The 19,236-nt window shown below is 62.4% G+C and carries 18 protein-coding genes; 15 read left to right on the plus strand and 3 right to left on the minus strand.

Annotation, left to right across the window (positions count from 1 at the left end):
• Nucleotides 1–80 precede the first annotated feature (80 nt).
• From DCG74_RS18330 to DCG74_RS18355, 6 genes are all read left to right on the plus strand, one after another.
• Nucleotides 81–1,031, plus strand: coding sequence for an ABC transporter permease (locus DCG74_RS18330; RefSeq protein ID WP_172784338.1), 951 nt, complete (start codon nt 81–83; stop codon nt 1,029–1,031).
• Nucleotides 1,028–1,915 carry an ABC transporter permease gene (locus tag DCG74_RS18335; protein WP_172784339.1) on the plus strand — a complete coding sequence of 296 codons (888 nt, stop codon included), beginning with the start codon at nt 1,028–1,030 and terminating at the stop codon, nt 1,913–1,915. Before DCG74_RS18330 ends, DCG74_RS18335 begins: the two co-directional genes overlap by 4 nt.
• Before the next feature lie 2 nt (nt 1,916–1,917).
• The gene (locus tag DCG74_RS18340) at nt 1,918–2,931 is read left to right on the plus strand and encodes an ABC transporter ATP-binding protein (RefSeq protein ID WP_172784340.1); all 1,014 of its coding nucleotides are present in this window, start codon (nt 1,918–1,920) and stop codon (nt 2,929–2,931) included.
• Nucleotides 2,928–3,932, plus strand: coding sequence for an ABC transporter ATP-binding protein (locus DCG74_RS18345; RefSeq protein WP_172784341.1), 1,005 nt, complete (start codon nt 2,928–2,930; stop codon nt 3,930–3,932). Before DCG74_RS18340 ends, DCG74_RS18345 begins: the two co-directional genes overlap by 4 nt.
• 56 nt (nt 3,933–3,988) lie before the next feature.
• Nucleotides 3,989–5,485: an ABC transporter substrate-binding protein gene (locus DCG74_RS18350; RefSeq protein WP_172784342.1), complete on the plus strand. Its 1,497-nt coding sequence runs from the start codon at nt 3,989–3,991 to the stop codon at nt 5,483–5,485.
• A gap of 232 nt (nt 5,486–5,717) precedes the next feature.
• The gene (locus DCG74_RS18355; RefSeq protein WP_172784343.1) at nt 5,718–7,373 is read left to right on the plus strand and encodes an amidase family protein; all 1,656 of its coding nucleotides are present in this window, start codon (nt 5,718–5,720) and stop codon (nt 7,371–7,373) included.
• Between the two features lie 186 nt (nt 7,374–7,559).
• Here the strand turns inward: DCG74_RS18355 and DCG74_RS18360 are convergent, their stop codons facing one another.
• Nucleotides 7,560–8,267, minus strand: coding sequence for a hypothetical protein (locus DCG74_RS18360; protein ID WP_172784344.1), 708 nt, complete (start codon nt 8,265–8,267; stop codon nt 7,560–7,562).
• A 118-nt stretch (nt 8,268–8,385) separates the two neighbouring features.
• On the opposite strand from DCG74_RS18360, the gene DCG74_RS18365 reads away from it, so the two are divergent.
• From DCG74_RS18365 to DCG74_RS18375, 3 genes are all read left to right on the plus strand, one after another.
• Nucleotides 8,386–8,790, plus strand: coding sequence for a hypothetical protein (locus DCG74_RS18365; protein ID WP_172784345.1), 405 nt, complete (start codon nt 8,386–8,388; stop codon nt 8,788–8,790).
• Nucleotides 8,791–9,047: 257 nt separating this feature from the next.
• Nucleotides 9,048–10,040 carry a nitronate monooxygenase family protein gene (locus tag DCG74_RS18370; RefSeq protein WP_172784634.1) on the plus strand — a complete coding sequence of 331 codons (993 nt, stop codon included), beginning with the start codon at nt 9,048–9,050 and terminating at the stop codon, nt 10,038–10,040.
• Nucleotides 10,041–10,225: 185 nt separating this feature from the next.
• Nucleotides 10,226–11,671, plus strand: a complete 1,446-nt coding sequence (locus tag DCG74_RS18375) for an IS1182 family transposase (protein ID WP_172784346.1) — start codon at nt 10,226–10,228, stop codon at nt 11,669–11,671.
• A gap of 744 nt (nt 11,672–12,415) precedes the next feature.
• Here the strand turns inward: DCG74_RS18375 and DCG74_RS18380 are convergent.
• Nucleotides 12,416–12,604 carry a hypothetical protein gene (locus tag DCG74_RS18380; protein ID WP_172784347.1) on the minus strand — a complete coding sequence of 63 codons (189 nt, stop codon included), beginning with the start codon at nt 12,602–12,604 and terminating at the stop codon, nt 12,416–12,418.
• Nucleotides 12,605–12,892: 288 nt separating this feature from the next.
• Here DCG74_RS18380 and DCG74_RS39005 point away from each other — a divergent pair, with 288 nt between their 5' ends.
• From DCG74_RS39005 to DCG74_RS18395, 3 genes are all read left to right on the plus strand, one after another.
• Nucleotides 12,893–13,423: a hypothetical protein gene (locus tag DCG74_RS39005; protein WP_373569524.1), complete on the plus strand. Its 531-nt coding sequence runs from the start codon at nt 12,893–12,895 to the stop codon at nt 13,421–13,423.
• 268 nt (nt 13,424–13,691) lie between these two features.
• Entirely contained in the window at nt 13,692–14,645 is a 954-nt protein-coding gene (locus tag DCG74_RS18390; protein ID WP_257187587.1) for an ABC transporter substrate-binding protein, read from the plus strand.
• Between the two features lie 225 nt (nt 14,646–14,870).
• Nucleotides 14,871–15,851, plus strand: coding sequence for an ABC transporter substrate-binding protein (locus DCG74_RS18395; protein ID WP_172784349.1), 981 nt, complete (start codon nt 14,871–14,873; stop codon nt 15,849–15,851).
• Between the two features lie 150 nt (nt 15,852–16,001).
• Here the strand turns inward: DCG74_RS18395 and DCG74_RS18400 are convergent, their stop codons facing one another.
• On the minus strand, nt 16,002–16,898 hold the full coding sequence (locus tag DCG74_RS18400) for a LysR family transcriptional regulator (protein ID WP_172784350.1): 897 nt from the start codon (nt 16,896–16,898) through the stop codon (nt 16,002–16,004).
• Nucleotides 16,899–16,991: 93 nt separating this feature from the next.
• On the opposite strand from DCG74_RS18400, the gene styA reads away from it, so the two are divergent.
• From styA to DCG74_RS18415, 3 genes are all read left to right on the plus strand, one after another.
• Nucleotides 16,992–18,242 (plus strand): styrene monooxygenase subunit StyA, encoded by a 1,251-nt coding sequence (gene styA, locus DCG74_RS18405; RefSeq protein ID WP_172784351.1) that lies wholly within the window; start codon nt 16,992–16,994, stop codon nt 18,240–18,242.
• Between the two features lie 70 nt (nt 18,243–18,312).
• Nucleotides 18,313–18,615 (plus strand): EthD family reductase, encoded by a 303-nt coding sequence (locus DCG74_RS18410; RefSeq protein WP_172784352.1) that lies wholly within the window; start codon nt 18,313–18,315, stop codon nt 18,613–18,615.
• A complete protein-coding gene (locus DCG74_RS18415) occupies nt 18,615–19,142 on the plus strand; it encodes a flavin reductase family protein (RefSeq protein WP_172784353.1) in 528 nt (175 codons plus the stop codon). The genes DCG74_RS18410 and DCG74_RS18415 overlap by 1 nt, the downstream gene beginning before the upstream one ends.
• Nucleotides 19,143–19,236: the final 94 nt, after the last annotated feature.

Here is a 19,236-nt window from a genome sequence, read left to right on the forward strand (position 1 = left end):
ATGGGCGTGCAGCAAAGAGCTTGCTTAAGGCGTCCGGACATGTTGATCGTGGCGTTGGTGAGCACTGAAGCCGAGCGCGCATGAGCGTCTTTGTCCTCCGACGTCTGTTGACCCTGCTGGCGACGCTGGTCGGCGCGTCGCTGATCATCTTCCTGGTGCTCGACGCGCTGCCCGGCAACGCGGCGCAAATGCTGATGGGTGCCGACGCTTCGCCGGATGCGGTCCGCGCGCTCACCGTCAAGCTCGGGCTCGACCAGCCGCTGGCCGTTCGCTACGTGCAATGGATCAAGGGCCTCCTCGTCGGCGATCTCGGCAATTCCTACGTCTACGGCACCCCGGTCGCCAGCCTGATCGCGGAGCGGCTGGTGCTGACCATTCCGCTCGCGATCATGGCGATGACGATCACGGTGACGCTGGCGCTCTCCGCCGGCATCTACACCGCCGCCAATCACAACAAGCTCGGCGACGTCGGCGTGATGTCGCTGACGCAAGTTGGCATCGCGCTGCCGAACTTCTGGTTCGCGATTCTCCTGGTGCTGTTGTTCTCGGTGCGGCTGCAATGGCTCTCGGCAGGCGGCTTCGCCGGCTGGGAGGACGGCATCTGGCCGGGGATCAAGTCGCTGCTGCTGCCGGCGATCTCGCTCGCGGTGGTGCAGGCCGCGATCCTCGCGCGCGTCACGCGCTCGGCCGTGCTCGAAGTGCTGCGCGAAGACTTCGTCCGCACCGCGCGCGCAAAGGGCCTCGGCAAGCGCGAGGTGCTGTGGAGCCACGTGCTGCGCAATGCCATGATCCCCGTGATGACCGTGATGGGGCTGCAATTCGCCAATCTGCTCGCCGGCACCATCGTGATCGAGAACGTGTTCTACCTGCCGGGCCTCGGCCGCCTGATCTTCCAGTCGATCGCCAACCGCGACCTGATCGTGGTGCGCAATTGCGTGATGCTGCTCGCCGCGATGGTCGTGATCGTCAACTTCGTGGTCGATGTGCTCTATGCCTTCATCGATCCCCGCATCAAGGTGCACGACCTGTGAGCGCGCCCATCACCATCGACGCGCCCGTCGCAACGCGTCCGCTGCCGGCGCGCACGTTCTGGCGCCGCGCGCTGCGCCACCGCAGCTTCGTCCTCGGTGGCGCGCTCAGCCTTCTGGTGCTGGCTTCGGCATTGGTGTCGCTGGTATGGACGCCGTGGTCGCCCTATGAGATCGATATCGCCGCAAAGCTCCGCCCGCCCTCGGCGGCGCATTGGCTCGGCACCGATTCCTTCGGCCGCGACATCGTCTCGCTGCTGCTTGCCGGCGCCCGATCCACCATCATGGTCGGTGTCATCGCCGTCAGCATCGGTCTCACCTTCGGCGTCACGCTGGGCCTGATCGCCTCGGCCCGGCGCGGCTGGACGGAGGAGATCATCATGCGCTTCTCCGATTTCACCTTCGCCTTTCCGGCTGTGCTGTCCGCGATCATGCTCGCCGCCGTGGTGGGGCCGGGCATGGTGACCTCGATCATCGCGATCGGCATCTTTCAGATCCCGACGTTGACTCGGCTGACGCGCGGCTCGGCCAATGCGATCTGGGCGCGCGAATTCGTGCTTGCGGCACGCGCGGCGGGCAAGGGGCGCTTCCGCATCACCATCGAGCATGTGCTGCCGAATATTCTGTCGATCCTGATCGTGCAGGTCACCATCCAGTTCGCGCTCGCCATTCTCGCCGAGGCCGCTTTGTCCTATCTCGGCCTCGGCACGCAGCCGCCGCAGCCGTCCTGGGGGCGGATGTTGAACGATGCACAGACGCTGCTGTTCCAGTCGCCGATGCTCGCGGTCTATCCGGGTGCTGCGATCGCAATCTCCGTGCTCGGCCTCAACCTGCTCGGCGACGGACTGCGCGACCTGCTCGATCCGCGGCTGGCGCGGGAGCGATGACGATGGCCGAGCGCGCCAACATGCCGCTGATCGAAGTCGACAATCTCGGCGTCCGCCTCAACACCAGCCGTGGGCCGGCGCAGGCCGTGCGCGGTGTCAGCTTTGCGCTGAAGCGCGGCGAGACGCTTGGGCTCGTCGGCGAGTCCGGCTGCGGCAAGTCGGTCACGGCGTTGTCGTTGATGGGGCTGCTGCCGGACAGTGCCGTCGTCACCGGCAGCATCAAGCTGGACGGCGACGAGCTCGTCGGACTTGCGGATGCCGATTACTGTCGCCTGCGCGGCAACCGCATCAGCATGATCTTCCAGGAGCCGATGACTGCGCTCAACCCGATGCACACGATCGGCAACCAGGTCGCCGAGCCGCTGCGGCGTCATAAGAAATATTCGGCGGCGCAGGCGCGCAAAGAGGCGATCGCCTTGCTCGACCGCGTCGGGCTGCCTGACCCCGCACGTCGTGTCGATGCCTATCCGCATCAGTTCTCCGGCGGCCAGCGTCAGCGCATCACCATCGCGATGGCGCTTGCCTGCGAGCCGGACCTGTTGATCGCGGACGAGCCGACCACCGCGCTCGACGTCACCATCCAGGGTCAGATCCTGGATCTCATCGACGACCTCGTCGAGGAGCGCGGCATGTCGATGATCCTGATCTCGCACGATCTCGGCGTCATCGCCGAGAACGTCCAGCGCATGATGGTGATGTATGGCGGCACCGTCGTCGAGAGCGGGCCGACCAACGAAGTCTTCCGTCGCATGGGCCATCCCTACACGCAGGGCCTGTTCCGTGCCCGGCCCAAGCTCGGCGCGCGCAAGGGGACGCGGCTGAAGACGATCTCGGGCACGGTGCCGGAACTCGCCGATCTGCCGTCCGGCTGCACCTTCTCCGATCGCTGTCCGCTCGTGATCGACCAGTGCCGCGGCGCGCTGCCGCCGATGGTGGGTGTCGGACCCGGCCATTTTGCGCGCTGCATCCGAACGGACGTGTCGATGGCCGAACGCGTCGGAGCGCTGACCGCATGAGCACCGCGCCGCTTCTCGACGTCCGGGATCTCGAACAGCGCTACACGCTGCCGCGCGAGAGCCTGTTCCGACCGCCGGGGCAGGTGCGCGCGCTCAACGGTGTCAGCGTGCAGGTCCAGGCCGGCAAGAGCCTCGGCATCGTCGGCGAGTCCGGCTCCGGCAAGTCCACCTTCGCGCGCGTCGTGATGGCGCTGGAGCGGCCCACGTCAGGGCAGGTCGCACTGCTCGGGCGTGATCTCAATCGCCTGCCGGCCGACGAGCTGCGCCGCGCCCGGCGCGATTTCCAGATGGTGTTCCAGGACCCCTATGGCTCGCTCGATCCGCGCCAGACCATCGCGCGGATCGTCGCCGAGCCGCTGACCGTGCTGGAAGGTGCCGTCCGCACCACGTTCCGCGACCGCGTCGCAGCGGTGTTGCGCCAGGTCGGCTTGCGCGATGCGGACATGGAAAAATATCCGCACGAATTCTCCGGCGGCCAGCGCCAGCGCATCGCCATTGCGCGTGCGCTGATCACCCAGCCGAAGCTGATCGTCGCCGACGAGCCCGTCTCCGCACTCGACGTCTCCGTGCAGGCCCAGGTGCTGAACCTGATGCAGGACCTCCAGGAGCAGTTCGGCCTGAGCTACATCCTGATCAGCCACGATCTCGCCGTGGTCGACTATCTCTGCGACGAGGTCGCGGTGATGTATCTCGGCCGCATCGTCGAGCAGGGGCGGCCGGAGGATTTGTTCGAGCGCGGCGCCCATCCCTATACGCGGGCGCTGCTGGATGCGGTGCCGCGGGCGCGTGCCGGGGGTGGCCGGCGCCGGCGCGGGGCCCAGGCGATCGCCTCGCAATCGGCCGCGACGGCCGGATGCCCCTATGCCGCGCGCTGCGCCCTTGCCGACCAGCATTGCCGCGAGGTTCCGCCTGCGTTACGCAAGGTGGGCGAGGGACACCTTGCCGCCTGCCACAAGGCCGAGGCCGTGATGGCGTTGCCGCAGGCGGCCATGGAAGGTTAGTGTCCGGGGCAGGATTGGCGTTAAGCTGGAAACAGGATTGGCCGGGGAGTTTGCGCATGTTCAGGAAACTATCGATCGTCGCCTTTGCCGCTGCGCTCGTCGCGGCGCCTTTGCCGGTGCTGGCGCAGAGCAAGAAGGACAGCGTCGTCATGGCGATGGCGCTGGAGCCGCCGGGGCTCGACCCCACCAACGCCGCCGCGGCCGCGATCGCCGAGGTCACGCTCTACAACATCTACGAGACCCTGACCAAGATCAACGAGGACGGCTCGGTCTCGCCGCTGCTGGCCGAGAGCTGGACCGCTTCGCCCGATCTGAAGACCTATACGTTCAAGCTGCGCAAGGGCGTCAAATTCCACAATGGCGAAGCGTTCGATTCCGCGGCGGTGAAGTTCTCGTTCGAGCGCAACGCGGCGCCGACCAGCACCAACAAGGACAAGAGCCTGTACCAGGCCTTCGAGAAGGTCGAGACGCCCGACGCCGACACCGTCGTGATCACCGTGAAATATTCCGAGCCGAACCTGCCGTTCCTGCTCGGCCAGGCGGGCGGCTCGATCGTCGAGCCGAAGAGCGCGGGTACCAATGTCACGCAGCCGGTCGGCACCGGACCGTATCAGCTTGGCGGCTGGGCCAAGGGCTCTTCGATCACGCTGAACAAATGGGCCGACTACCGCAACGCCTCCGCGATCAAGCTGTCCAAGGTGACGATCCGCTTCATCTCAGATCCGGCGGCGCAGGTGGCGGCGCTGCTGTCGGGCGACGTCGATGCATTCCCGCGCGTCGCCGCGGCGCGCGCCTTGGCACAGTTCAAGGCCGATCCGCGCTTCAACGTCCAGGTCGGCGGCTCCCGGGCCAAGACCATCGTTGCGATCAACCACCGCAAGAAGCCGCTCGACGACGTCCGCGTCCGCCGCGCCATCCTTGCCGCGATCGACCGCAAGGCCATGATCGACGGCGCCGTCGACGGCTTCGGCACGCCGATCGGCAGCTTCTACGTGCCGGGCGCGCTCGGCTATGTCGACACCACCGGCATCAACCCGTACGATCCGGAGAAAGCCAAGAAGCTGCTCGCTGAAGCCGGCGTCACCACGCCGCTCGAATTGTCGCTCAAGCTGCCACCGCCGTCCTATGCGCGGCAGGGCGGGGAGATCGCCGCAGCCCAGCTCGCCAAGGTCGGCATCGTCGCCAAGATCGAGAACGTCGAGTGGGCGCAATGGCTGTCGCAGGTGTTCGCCGGCAATGGCCCGCACAATTTCGATCTGACCATCGTCAGCCATGTCGAGCCGTTCGACCTCGTCAAGATCACCGAGTCGGACTACTACCTCGGTTACAACAACGAGGCCTTCAACGCGCTCTACAAGCAGATCGTCTCGACGCCGGACGAAGCCGCCCGCGCAAAGCTGCTCGGCGACGCCCAGCGCATGCTCGCCACCGACGCGGTCTCCGCCTACCTGTACCAGCCGCAGCTCATCACCATCACAGCCAAGAAGCTGAAGGGCGTCTGGAAGGACGTGCCGCAATTCGAGAACGACTTCTCCACGTGGTATTGGGAGTAGGCGGCGTCCGTTTCCGTGTCCTCTCCACGCGTGGGAGAGGACACAGCTCCAAACCAAAACCTGAAAAACAACCCCATGCACAGTAGCCAGGGTTAGTCATTTCAATGGCTTGCGCGCTTGCGTCGCGCGTGATCGAGGTGATGCGCCGGTCGTTGACCCGTCGGGCAAAACACTGGCATGATGGCATCGTCGCGGTCTCGTGGTCAGGGACGCGCCGCAAGGCGAGACAGCCGTGAAGAAGCCATCCCGCCGCGATGCCGGCATTGCCGCGGCGGCCGTCCGCGCCGAGGCGCCGATCTCCCCAAAGCTTGATCATGCAAGGCTCGATCATGCGTCGATGAGCGATATCGCTCATGCTTTGGCCAATGGGCATGTCACTGCCACGGCGCTGCTCAAAGCCTATCTCGCGCGCATCCAAGCCTACGACCGCGACGGGCCCAGGCTCAACGCGGTACGCACGCTCAATCCCGACGCGCTCGCGATCGCGGCCAGGCTCGACGGCGTCAAGTCGCCCAAGCGGCCGCTGGCCGGCATCCCGATCCTGGTGAAGGACAACATCGCGACCGGCGATAAGCAGCCGACCACGGCGGGCTCGCTGGCGCTGGAAGGCGCGCATGCGCGGGACGATGCGACGCTCGTCAAGCTGCTGCGCGAGGCCGGTGCGGTGATCGTCGGCAAGGCGAACCTGACCGAATTTTCCAACATGATCGCGGTCGACATGCCCGCCGGCTATTCGTCGCTGGGCGGTCAGGTCAAGAACCCCTATGCGCCGGCGCTGGCCGACGATCACGGCATCCCCGTCGTGTCCTCGGGCGGCTCGAGCGCGGGTTCGGCGGTTGCAGTGGCGGCAGGTTTGTGCGCGGCCTCGATCGGCACGGAGACCTCGGGCTCGCTGCTGTTTCCCGCCAGCCAGAACGGCCTCGTCACCGTGAAGCCGACGGTCGGCCTGATCAGCCGCGCCGGCATCGTGCCGATCGCGCATAGCCAGGACACCGCCGGGCCGATGACCCGGACCGTGCGCGACGCGGCGCTGCTGCTGAACGTGCTGGCGGCCAAGGATCCGCTCGACCCGGCGACGCAAAAGCAGCGGCGGCCGGACGATTTCACCGACGGCCTTGCCGCCGACGCCATGAAAGGTGCGCGCATCGGCGTGCCGAGCGACCCTGCCGACCCGCTGAACGATTGCTTTTACGGCAAGCTGCCATCGAAGGCGGCCAAGCTGATGGCTGAGACGATCCAGGTGCTGGAGGATCTCGGAGCCGTCATCGTGCGTGCCAGCATGCCGACGCTTGGCTGGATCGGCGGGCCGGGCACGACGATGGCCGTGCTCAACCGCAATCCGCTGAGCGCCCACAAGGGCACGATCGCAAGGCCGCCGATCGTCTTCCTCTACGAAATGAAGCACGGCCTCAATCTGTATCTGAACGAGTGGGCGACCAACACGGACATCAAGACGATTGCCGACATCGTCGCCTTCAACGAGGCGAATGCGGACAGGGCGCTGCGTTTCGGCCAGGACCACTTTCTCGCCGCGGAGATGACCAGGGGCGATCTCAGCGAGCGCGAGTACAAATCCGCACGCGCCATGGACCTGCTCTCGGCCAAGACGCGCGGCATGGATGCCTATATGAGCCGACACGAGCTCGACGCCGTCCTGTTCCCCGGCGCATACGGAGCCGCAATCGCCGCCAAGGCGGGTTATCCCAGCGTCATGGTGCCGGGCGGGTTCGTTTCGGGGACAGATGACGGCAAGGATACGCCCGACTATCCGTTCGGCGTCACCTTCGCAGGCCGCGCCTGGAGCGAGCACAAGCTGCTGCGCTTGGCCTACGCCTTTGAACAGGCCTCCGCCAAGCGCAAGCCGCCGCCCGGCCTGCCGGCGCTTTAGAGCACTGTGGGTGCGCCGGTTGGTGCCGGTAGCCTACGCCGACAAAACGCTGTCTGTTCTCACCGATACAGCGGACGCGCCGTACTGCCGTGGGGAGGGCGCTTTGTGACCCGGAGCAGGGACCAGCGCCGCCTGTGGCCACTCGCTCAGCACGCAAGCATCTTCTCTAGCTCAGTCATAGAGCGATCAAGAATTGCTGCCCCCGTCGCCGGCCGGGTTCACCAAGACGGAAACTATGGTCTCTTCATACTTCGCCCACTCCATTCCGGAGTTCTCGATGCTGATCTTCGGGATATCGAGCTCTGCGTAGAGACCGTCGGTAAGCCGGCGGTAATCACGATAGAGCTCGATGAGTCCCCCAAGGCCAGCGTAGCCATGCCTAACGGCGTACGGCGACGTCAGCTTCCAATTGACCTGATATGTCACCCATGAGTCCCCCCGCTCAGCGGAAATCGCTCTAATCGCTCGGTCAACGTCGTCTTGGTGAAAGTAGATCAGCAAAGGGTGTAGCGGCTTGATAATGGCTAGCACCTCACGAAGATAGCTGCGGATCAGGGCGATGTCGGCATCAAGCAGAAACAGCGACGTTAAATTCCCATGGAAAAGCTGTCCGTCGACAACCGTGATGCTCGCTGACGTCGCGGCAGAATTGACGTAGGCACTCCAACGCGCAGCGGCTAACTTCGCTATTTGCGTTGCCGGCATGTCCTCCCATGGCACGTCCCAATCAAAGCGGATCGGATGTGGGCTGGTGCCCTCGGTAATGCCGAGGGCGGACACACCGGAAGCCTTCAAGCGATCAGCAATTCGCCGTACGGTCGTCGACTTGCCGGACCCCATGATCCCTTCGACGATCACAATTCTGGACCATATGTTGCAAAAGAGCCGGGTCATGCAAAGCCAATGATGACCTGTCTCATGCGCCACGACCAGCGAAAGTTCTTCTGCTTATGGCCAAAGCGGTCGATCTGCCTGTTGACCAGGTCGCAGAACTGCTGGATTTTGCATCACCATGGACGAACACGACTTACTCGCGCGCTTCGGTGTCGCTCCGGCTGCGGCCGATCTTGCTGAAGTCCGACGTCTCATCCAATCGTCGATTGCCGACACCAATCGCGACAGCAATGAGACGTTGAAGCTCCTGTGCACGCAGCTATTCTCGGCTGGCATCCCAAATGATGCTCTTCTGATCTATAAGGCCAAGATGTCGTCTTTCGACGCAGCGTGCTACATTGACATTCAGCTGGTCTGCGGAGCAGGGCTTGAGGCCACTGAAGCATTCCTGCGCGCAAGTAGCGACCCTGAAGCGAAAGCGCTTCTCGCCATGCTCCAGGACTGCAAGCGCGCCGGCGATTTTGCTGGCTTTACGCCGCAACAGCAGCTTGGCCATTATCGGAGCTACTACGGGCTTCCCTAGGAAGCTCGTAGGATGGGTAGAGCGCCAGCGAAACCCATTACTGCCTCCACCTGTGGGAAAGGCATGATGCGTTTCGCAAGGGCTCAAGCCATCCTACGTGCTGACAAATCCGCTGTCTGTTCTCGCAGATGCAGCGGGCGCGCCGTCCTGCCCTGGGGAAGGCGCTTTGTGACCTGAAGCGGAAGCCAGCCCTAGTCGGCGGGCGGCCCTTCATGCTTTGATTTGCTGTGCTCTGAAACTGGAGGACCACACTCGTGATGTCGGCAGCGTGCACGCGTCTTGGGATCGAACTTCCTATCATTCAAGCCCCAATGGGCGGAGCGGTCGGTCCCGCTCTTGCTGCAGCAGTGAGCAATGCCGGTGGGCTGGGCACCTTGGCTTTATGGGGAGCGGACATAGAAACGTTGCGTCGGCAAATTCGCGAAACTCAAGCCCTTACAAGCAAGCCATTCGCCGTCAATTTAAACCTAGAGTTCGCGCAAGGAGAGCGCCTTGACGCTTGCCTGCAGGAGCGCGTGCCGATTATCTCCTTCTTCTGGCGCGAACCCTCGGCGCTTGTGGCCCGTGCGAAGGCGGGCGGCGCTGTCGTACTTCATACGGTTGGCACCGCCGAAGACGCGCGCCGAGCAGTAGAATGCGGGGTTGACATCGTCGTTGCACAAGGATGGGAGGCAGGTGGCCATGTGCGTGGGAAGGTCGCGACGATGGCACTTGTACCCGCAGTGGTCGATGCTGTTGGCCGTGTCCCAGTCATAGCCGCGGGAGGCATTGCGGATGGTCGTGGACTTGCCGCTGCCTTGGCGCTCGGCGCTTCGGGGGTCTGGATCGGGACCCGTTTCCTCGCGAGCACTGAAGTGGAAATTCATCCCCATTATCGCGAGCGATTATTTCGAGCAACAGAAGACGATACCGTTTATCTCGAAGAGCTATTTGACATCGGATGGCCAAAGGCTCCTCACCGTGTATTGCGCAACAGCACTGTCGCGGCTTGGGAAGCCGCCGGGCGTCCAGTTTCGGGAAAGCGGCCGGGTGAGGGCGAGGTCGTCGCCACCTCGAAATCTCGTGGCCCAATCGTCCGTTATCGATCCTATACACCAGCAGCCGATGCCGAGGGTGACATCGATGCACTGTCGCTCTGGGCCGGGCAGAGCGTTGCGCTCGTCCATAAGACACAGCCAGCAGCGGAGATCGTGCAGGAGATTTTTGACGAAGCTCAGGCTGTCTTAGGTCGGCTAAGCAACGCCCGTTAAGCTTCAGTGAATTGCCATGTCCGCTCCTAGCCCTTAGCCGAACCGGGCTGAGGCATTTGCTATGTCGGCTAAGGGAGCCAGAGCGGACGCGGGCTAGAGCTTGCCCGACCGCCGCTTGTGACCCTGGCTGTGTGAAAAGCCGCGAGTCGGTTACGATTCCTCCGTTTCCTAATGGGGGGATACGGATGGGACGCTTCGTTGAAGGCGCGGACAGATCCCAGCTGACGCTCTTGCCGGAATGTCTGGAGGATTGGGTAGACGAGGGCAATGCGGTCCATGTGATCGACGTGTTTGTCGAGGCGCTCGACCTGCATGGAATGGGATTTGAGCGTGTGATCGCCAAGGAGACGGGCCGGCCTTCCTATCATCCAGCAGTCCTTCTGAAGCTTTACATCTACGGTTATCTCAATCGGGTGCAATCCAGTCGCCGCCTGGAACGTGAGGCGTGCCGCAATATCGAGGTGATGTGGCTGATCGGCCGCCTGGCTCCCGATCATAAGACGATCGCCGATTTCCGGAAGGACAATGGTGCGGCGCTTCGGAAGGTTTGTGCGAAGTTCGTTGCGCTATGCCGGCAAATGGGCCTGTTGCAGACCCCAAGCGTCGCAATCGATGGCAGCAAGTTCAAGGCAGTGAACAACCGCGATCGCAACTTCACGCATGCCAAGATGGCGAGGCGGATGGCGCAAATCGAGGAAAGCGTCGGGCGATATCTGCGTCAACTGGATAGCGCCGATCGGCAGGAGCCATCGGAAGCGATCAGCATCAAGACACCGAGGATCAAGGAAAAGATCGCTCGACTGAAGCAGGAGATGAGCCGCCTGGAAGTGCTTGACGCGCAGATGCGCAAGACGCCGGATCAACAGATATCGCTGACCGATCCGGATGCCCGTTCGATGGCCACCAGCGGACGCGGATCGGGTGTCGTCGGCTACAATGTCCAGGTCGCGGTGGACACCGAACACCATCTGATTGTTACGCATGAGGTCATAAACGTCGGCAATGACCGTGGGCAGCTTGCTCGGATGTCGAAGCAAGCCAAAGAAGTGCTCGAAGTGGACAAACTCGAGGCGGTCGCCGACCGTGGCTACTTCGACGGAGAGGAGATATTGGCCTGCGAAGAGGCTGGCGTTGTAGTCACGCTGCCCAAGCCCATGACGTCGAACGCCAAGGCGGAGGGTCGGTTCGGCAAACAGGACTTCGCCTACCTGCCTGATGAGGACGTCTACCGCTGCCCGTCCGACCAACTGCTGCCCTATCGCTATACCAACATCGAGCATGGAATGACGCTGCGCCGTTACTGGTCGACAGCAGCGTGCCAAGGCTGCGCAATCAAGAGCCAATGTACGCCATCCAAGGAGCGCCGCATCACTCGTTGGGAGCATGAACATGTAGTCGAGGAGGTCCAGAGACGGCTCGATTCCAATCCCAAAGCCATGCGGACGCGGCGCGAGACGGTCGAGCATCCCTTCGGCACGATCAAAGCCCGTATGGGTGCGACCCACTTCCTGATGAAGCGCTTACGGAATGTTGCCGCTGAGATGGCGCTGCATGTTCTCGCTTATAACCTCACGCGGGTGATGAACATCGTCGGCAAACCGCGCCTGATTGCAGCCATCCGCGCCGTCTGAAGGCCGGAAAGTACGTCCAAAAGCGCAATACCGCCTCGCGATGCCCGCTTTGGCCGTCATTGGGCGATCCGACGCGAGAACCTCAGCCGCCTGCAGTGATTGGCGACCACGGCCGCGTGCCGACCATCCGTTTGCACACAACCAAGACCCGAAGCTGACCCAGGCCGGCTCTCCGGCGTGATCCTTATCGCTTTTGCTCACTAGGCTGAGGAAGCGACCTAACCGTTCCCTGGGTAGGAGCGGAACACTTGGACTGAACGTACATTAATCAGCATGAACGACCAATTCAGGAAATTTGGCGTCATGGGTATCGAGCGTATGCACTCGCCTCACTACTGGGAGATGCGAGCGGAGGAGTTTCGGGCGAAGGCGGACAACTGCGAGCATCCTGAGACAAGGAAAAGCTTGCGTAACGTCGCTAAGACCTATGAGGAGCTCGCGCGCCGGGCGGAGCAGGTCCGCACCCTGCGAGACGTAGCAGAGCAGCCAGTTAGGAACTCCGGCAACTAGTGCGGCACTGCTTGTCTCGCCGCGCGTCGGTGGGCAGAGGGGCCGCTCGCCGGATTGGCTATCTTGATGGTGCGACCTTGTAGTTGCCGCTGTTCAAACGTGTGGCAGGGAAGCTTGCGCGATCATGGCCGGATTGAAGGGAAGAACCTGATCATTGACTACTGATCGCCTGTCGCGATTAGACCTACTCTCTGAGCGCCAGGTGCGAGACGCAGGCAAGGCTCGCCGATGCACCTACCTGTTAGACCAGTCCTGACGCTCTTGGATGGCGCGTTCCAACTTGGTGGCGAGCCCCAATAGGTTCGAGGAGAGATCAGCAAACAACTCCTTCTTCGACTGGTCGGCTGCGTGGCGTCTGCTGATAAGCGCGCACTCCTCCGCTTCGGTGAGGAGTTTTTCTAGGTGGGTTTGCATGTCGTGCATGGCTGTAGCCTTGCGGCACTAACGTGCTTGCGCCAGCGTGTCGCGGCACTGACGTCCCTCAATCTTCAATGAGCCGCCGGGTTGGCCGTTCCTAAAGCGAATGTGGGTATTGGCCAATTCGGCTGCTTTTGAGTAGTTCCTGGATAGTTCCGTGTGCGGAACGAAATAAACCGTTTGCCTTGTCTTCTTCCTAGCTCCACTTTGTTCCATCACTGAGTGGTCCGAGACCACTATCGGTGTGTGTGAACGCCAGTTGCGCTCCGCTTAACTTACCAATGGAGCAGCGCCATGATAGAGCGCCGTCGCTTCAAGCAGAGCCATTCTCTCGAAGAACGGCTTCGTCAGGAAGCCAATCGGCTGCGCGACGAGGCGAAGTCTCTGCCGCGCGGCCCCGAGCGCGAGCAACTTCCGCGGAAGGCCCGCCAGGCCGAAACCGGTTCGCATATGAGCGAGTGGTTGACCTCGCCCGGCAAACTCCGTCAGAAGGCGCGTACTGGTTTGGAAAACGCCAAGCGCTTTCGGGACAAGGCCGCCGAAGCTTTACAGATGGCCGATCAAGTCGGCAATGAGTCTAGGCGCGAAACATTACAACATATCGCCAAGAGCTATAGCTCGGTCGCACAAGGTCTAGAAGATATCGCAAGTTCGGATGCCTATTCCAGCGGAATGAGACCTCCAATGTGCTCTGGGTGCGGGACTATCATGAAGTGGTCCCGCTCCCAATTGGTGAAAGATGGTCCGACAATGCGTCACGTCTTTCTTTGCGTCGCATGTGGAAGTAGTATCGAGACTGAAGCCGACATTGAGAGGTCGCGCTGACGGCGGGTCATTCCACCAGCACTTCCGCTGTTGGCCGCTAGCTGACTTCTATCTCAAGAATCGGAATGTCGGCTGTTCGGCCGAAACCCGACCAAGGTCGGGGAGCGCGGCGATACCCGCTTGTGAACAATGCGGACATTCGCTAGCAGGATCTAGAGCCGGTTGTTTGCCCATTCTTGCTCGCCGTCTTGCCACAAAGTGGTAGGCTGCAGGCGCCGATGATGTGGTTCCTAGCGGGGGCTCAATGAGGCGGCGGGAGTTGATCCTGGTGTTGGGAGCCGCGGTGGCCTTGCCGGCGACCGGCCTTGCGCAACAGAAGAAGGTCTTTCGCATCGGCTATCTAAGCGCCCCCACCCGGGAATCAGTCCAGCGTCCGCTCCAGGCGTTCTTGCGGAGGCTGCGCGAACTGGGTTGGGTTGAAGGCGAGAACTTCATCATTGAATATCGATGGGCTGAGGGAAACATCGACTGGTTGCCCGAGCTTGCAAGGGAGCTGGTGGCGCTCAACGTAGACCTGATCGTTGCACCGGCCACCTCAGCGGTCTTGGCGGCAAAAAACGCGACCAGCCGAATTCCGATCGTCATGACTTTCCCGACCGATCCCGTGAAGCTGGGACTCATTTCCAGCCTTAGCGAGCCCGGTGGAAACGTCACCGGGACGACCGCCTCGGTAGGCATGGAAATTATCGGCAAACTTCTGGAAATTCTGAAGCAGGCCGCCCCTCACATCACCGCAGTTGCGGTCCTTGGCAACCCGGCCGACGTGGGTCTTGCATTACAGATGGAGGAGCTTCAGATCGCCGCGCACTCGTTGAACATTCGCCTTCAATTGTTCGAAGCGCGAGGTCCTGAAGAGTTTGATCATGCGTTTGCCGAGATGGCGCGGGCCCGCATGGATGGCCTTGCAATTATGACATCTCCTTTCACGCCCCATCGCGCCAAACTCGCCGAACTTGCGATAGCGGCGCGATTGCCGGTCATAACCTTCCTCCGGGAGTTCACTGAGGCCGGCACCCTGATGAGCTATGGGGTGAACATGTCCGATTTCATCGGGCGTGCTGCGGTCTATGTGGACCGCATTCTCAAAGGCGCACGCCCCGCCGACCTCCCGGTGGAGCAGCCCACAAAGTTCGAACTGATGATCAACCTAAGGACCGCGAAAGCGATCGGCCTCTCCGTGCCGCCGGGGCTGCTTGCCCGCGCTGATGAGGTGATCGAATAGGGTCGCAATTGCTGCAGCGCATGAGTCCGCTGTTGGCCCATCGGCGAAGTGGTGGCACCTCGCCAGGAGGTCCGCTCACCGAGGCATAGCGGACCAGATTTGCTCACGTTTGAGTTCTTCGCACTTTGACCCAACTCGGACATCGGACCGCGGCGAAGCCGGTTTCATCCCTACCAAAACGCTGGCCTCAGTCATATGATGCCGTCGTCTGCGGTTGAGGTAGGTATGAGGCGCCGGGATTTGCTTGGTGCTCTTGCTGGTCTGGTGGCCGTGCGGCCGGTAACGGGCCGCGCGCAGCAATCCCCTCGATTGCCAACCATCGGGTTCTTGGGTCAGAGCACCCCTTCGGTCGAGCGCCAACGGCTTGCTGCATTCTTGAAGCGACTGAGTGAACTCGGATGGATCGAGGGGCGAACCGTCGTGATTGAGTATGCGTGGGGCGAAGGAAACAGTGAACGCTTCGCTAAATTTGCGACGGATTTCGTTCGGCTTAGAGTCGATGTCATTGTAACCTCGGGGACCGCAAACGTTATCGCGGCGATGCAGGCAACCTCGGTTATTCCGATCGTGTTCGCGGTGGCGGGAGACCCAGTTGCAAACAAACTGGTTGCGAGTTTGGCGAAACCCGGCGGCAACGTCACGGGCCTCTCGACGGTAGCAACCGATCTTGCCGGCAAGCGCCTAGAACTTTTGCGCGAGGCCATTCCAAGTCTTCGGCGTTTGGCAGCTATTGGGAACATTGGCAATTCCTTGTCTGCACTGGAGCTTAGTGAGGTGCAAGCGGCGGCGGCGAGGCTTGGTCTTGAGACCGACATCCTCACAATTCGTCAAGCAGAGGACATCCCGTCTGCCTTCGAGGCGCTAAAAGGTGGTGCAGCGGCATTGTATATAGTTGCCGATCCGCTTGTGAATACCCACCGCGATCAGATCCAGACTTTAGCAATGGGAGCGCGACTGCCAACAATCTACAACGCCAGAGAGCACGTCGAAGCGGGTGGCCTCATGTCTTATGGGCCGAATTTTACGGATTTGTATCGCCGCGCTGCCGAATACGTCGACAGGATTTTGCGTGGAGCAAAACCCGCTAATCTTCCGGTGGAGCAGCCGGCCAAGTTCGACTTCGTCGTAAACTTGAGGACCGCCAAGGCCCTCGGCCTAGCTTTGCTGCCGTCGATGCTTGCCCGCGCCGATGAAGTGATCGAATAGAGCTGTTGTTTGCTGCGGTGCATGAGTCCGTTCATGGCCCATCGCTTCCGTTAGGGCGTAGCGACGAGTTGTCCGGAAACCGGGGTAAACCGGAAGCGCCCGACCGCTGGGCAAATCGAATGAGCCAGTTTCTGTGGGTGCCGAAAGCGATCATCCGAGTGCAAAGACGTCCGCACGTTCGATGATCAGATCGCGGAACAGTCGCGCCCGGTGTGACATCCATTGCGGGTCGGGATAGACGACATGCATGGGCAGCGGCGGCACGACGAAGTCGGGCAGCACATGGACGAGACGGCCGGCCGCGATGTGCTCGACGGTACACCAGTTCGGCAGCACGGCGACGCCGATCCCCTCCAATGCAGCCAACGTCATCACGTCCGCATCGTCGCAGGTCATCGCCGGCGCGATATCCACGACGTAACGGCCGGTTTCGGATTCGAACGTCCACTGATTCTTCTGCGACAGGCGCGAGTAGGTGACGCAGGGCATGCGGCGCAGATGATCCGGCAGCGAGGGCACCTGATGACGCGCGAGCAGCGCGGGCGCCGCCACCAGCCGGCGTTTGATGGTGCCCACCCGCCGCGCCACCAACGAACTCGAATTGAGGCTGCCGATCCGTATCGCAAGCTCGGTCCCGGTTTCGATGAGGTCGACAAACTGTTCCGTAAAACTGACGTCCAGCCGGACATCAGGATAGCGACGGGTGTATTCGGCGAAGATCTCGCGGAAGAAGAAGCGGCCGAACGACGTCGGCACCGTCATCCGCAACGTCCCTGACGGATTGCCGATCCGGCTCTGCGTCGGAGCGCCGGCGCTCTCGAGCAGCGCGACGATGTCCTTGGCGTATCTCAACACGCGGTCCGCTTCCGGGGTCGGCCGCACCTTGCGCGTGGTGCGCACGAACAGCCGGCAGCGAAACTCGGCTTCCAGCAGCGCGATCCGCTTGCTGATCGCCGGTTGCCCCAAACCGAGGTCGTCGGCGGCCTGGGTGAAGCTGCCTGCCTCCATCACCCGGATGAAGGTCTGCAGCGCCTCGATCCGGTCCATTCATTCCTCGCCGGAATTTATAATATTCTCACCATTCCATATACGGCATGGCTGGTCCGGTCTAGCCTTGCTCGCGTTCAGGGGAGGAAACGAATGAGCAAATCGATCGGCATTCTCGGGGCCGGCATCGGCGGCCTGCATCTGGCACTCTACCTGCAGAAGCAGGGCATCGCGGCAACCGTGCTGACGGACCGCGCCCCGGAGCAGTATGCGGCGACACGGCTGATGAACACCGTCGCGCATCATAGCGTCACCATCGCGCGCGAGAACGAGCTCGGCGTGAACCACTGGGACGATCCCCAATTGGTCTATCACCACCACGATCATTACTTCAATTTCCCGGACGGCGGGCTCCTGTTCCGCGGTGCATTTCGGCGGCCGAGCCGCGCGGTGGATTATCGGATCTACTTGCCGGCACTGATGAAGGACTTCGAGGATCGTGGCGGTCGGATCGAATATGCCAGCATTCAGGATGACGACATCCCCGCGCTGGTCTCGCGCTTCGACCTTCTCGTCGTCTCCACCGGCAAAGGCGCCCTCGGGCGCATGTTCGCTCACCGGCCCGAACTCTCTCCGTACAGTCGGCCACAGCGCCTGCTTTGCGTCGGCCTGTATGACGGCGTCGATCATGGCAGCCCGGATGGCGACGATCCGCGCGGCGTCACACTGTCCGTCTCGCCCGGCCATGGCGAGATGATCGTCATTCCTACGCTGACCTTCGGCGGCATGAAAACGGCGCTGTTGATGGAAAACATTCCCGGCGGCGACATGGCCGACCTGGTCTCGCTCAGCTACGATGCCAACCCGGCAGCATTCCGCCAGTCCCTTCTGGATAAGCTGGAAAAGCATCATCCGCACACCTACGACCGGATCGACACGCACCGCTTCGGGCTGGCCCAGCCGCTCGACCTGCTGCAAGGCGCGGTGGTGCCAACGGTGCGGCAGTCCTGGGTGGCTTTCGACGGCGACAAGCTTGCGATTGCCTTGGGCGACGTTCACTCCGTCGTCGATCCCTTGATGGGCCAGGGCGCCAACATGGCCTCATATGCGGCCTTCGAGCTCGGCAAGGCGATCGTCGAGGCGGTGGCATTCGATGCGCGCTTCGTCGAGGACGTCGACCGCGCACGCGAGAACCGCGTGCTTGCCGCTGCCCGCTGGACCAACATGATGTTGCAGCCGCCATCGGAAGCCATGGGCCGGCTGATTTTCGCCATGTCGCAGGACCGGGAGCTTTGCGACGAGTTCACCGAGAACTTCAACTATCCGGAGCGCCAGTGGGATCGTCTGGCGAGCGACAAGCGCATCCACGCCTGGATCGACAGAAGCGGCAGGATCGCCGCCTGACGGCGAACCGCCACACGGAAGCAGTCCTGCTCCCGGGCGGTTGGCTGAACCACGTCTGAGAGGAACGCCAATGCACTGCCTGACCGTTCTTTACCCGACGCCCGACGATCCAGCGGCCTTCAGGGGCTACTACGTCGACAAGCACGTCCCCCTCGCAGCGACACTGCCCGGTCTGGTGCGTCATCATTACGCTTTCCCCCACCGACTCGGACCGGGGGAGGCGCCTTTCTGCATCTTCCAGGCGTTCTTCCCCGACGCTGCTGCGATGGAGGCGGCGCTCGGCTCAAGCATCGGCCGGAAGGTCGCAGCCGACGTGCCGAACTATTCGCCCAAGGGGGCGACGCTCTGCCATTTCAAGATCGAAGGCGCGTAATGGGCCATCATGCCGAACCGGCCGGTTTTCGGGCAGCCGCATCGCGGTTCGCGACGGGCATTACGGTCGTCGCAACCGTCGACCAGGATGGCGCGCCGCTCGGCATGACCGCCAACAGCTTCACGACCATTTCAGCGAATCCGCCGACTGTGCTTGTCTCTCTCATGCACGGGCGGACGTGGCAGGCTGTGGCCAGGTCCGGCATCTATTCGGTCAATGTCCTGCATGCGGAAGACGCTGCGCTCTGCGCGCACTTTGCCGGAAGGCCTTTGTTGCGCGACGCTCCGCCGCTCGTCTCGCGCCAAGGATTCTTCGTGCTCCCGCAGGCAATCGCGCAGTTCGCCTGCGAGGTGGTCCAATCGATCGATATCGCTGACCACACGCTCTTCATCGGCGCGGTGCGCTGGTGCCGACACAATGAGGGAGCGCCTCTCGCGTTCTACGCCAGCCGTCTTCGAAGGGGCGTGGGGATGGAAATCTCTTCCGCGGATAGTGTTGCCTATCCCGGTGACGGATGGTGGACCTAGATTTATGTTGTTGCGCCAGGAGCATTTGAGAGCCTTCGCTGCGGCCATCCTTCGAGACGCCCGCTTTGGCGGGCTCCTCAGGATGAGGACGGAG

It is taken from the genome of Bradyrhizobium sp. WBAH42, from assembly GCF_024585265.1.
In the GTDB taxonomy this organism is placed as follows: domain Bacteria; phylum Pseudomonadota; class Alphaproteobacteria; order Rhizobiales; family Xanthobacteraceae; genus Bradyrhizobium.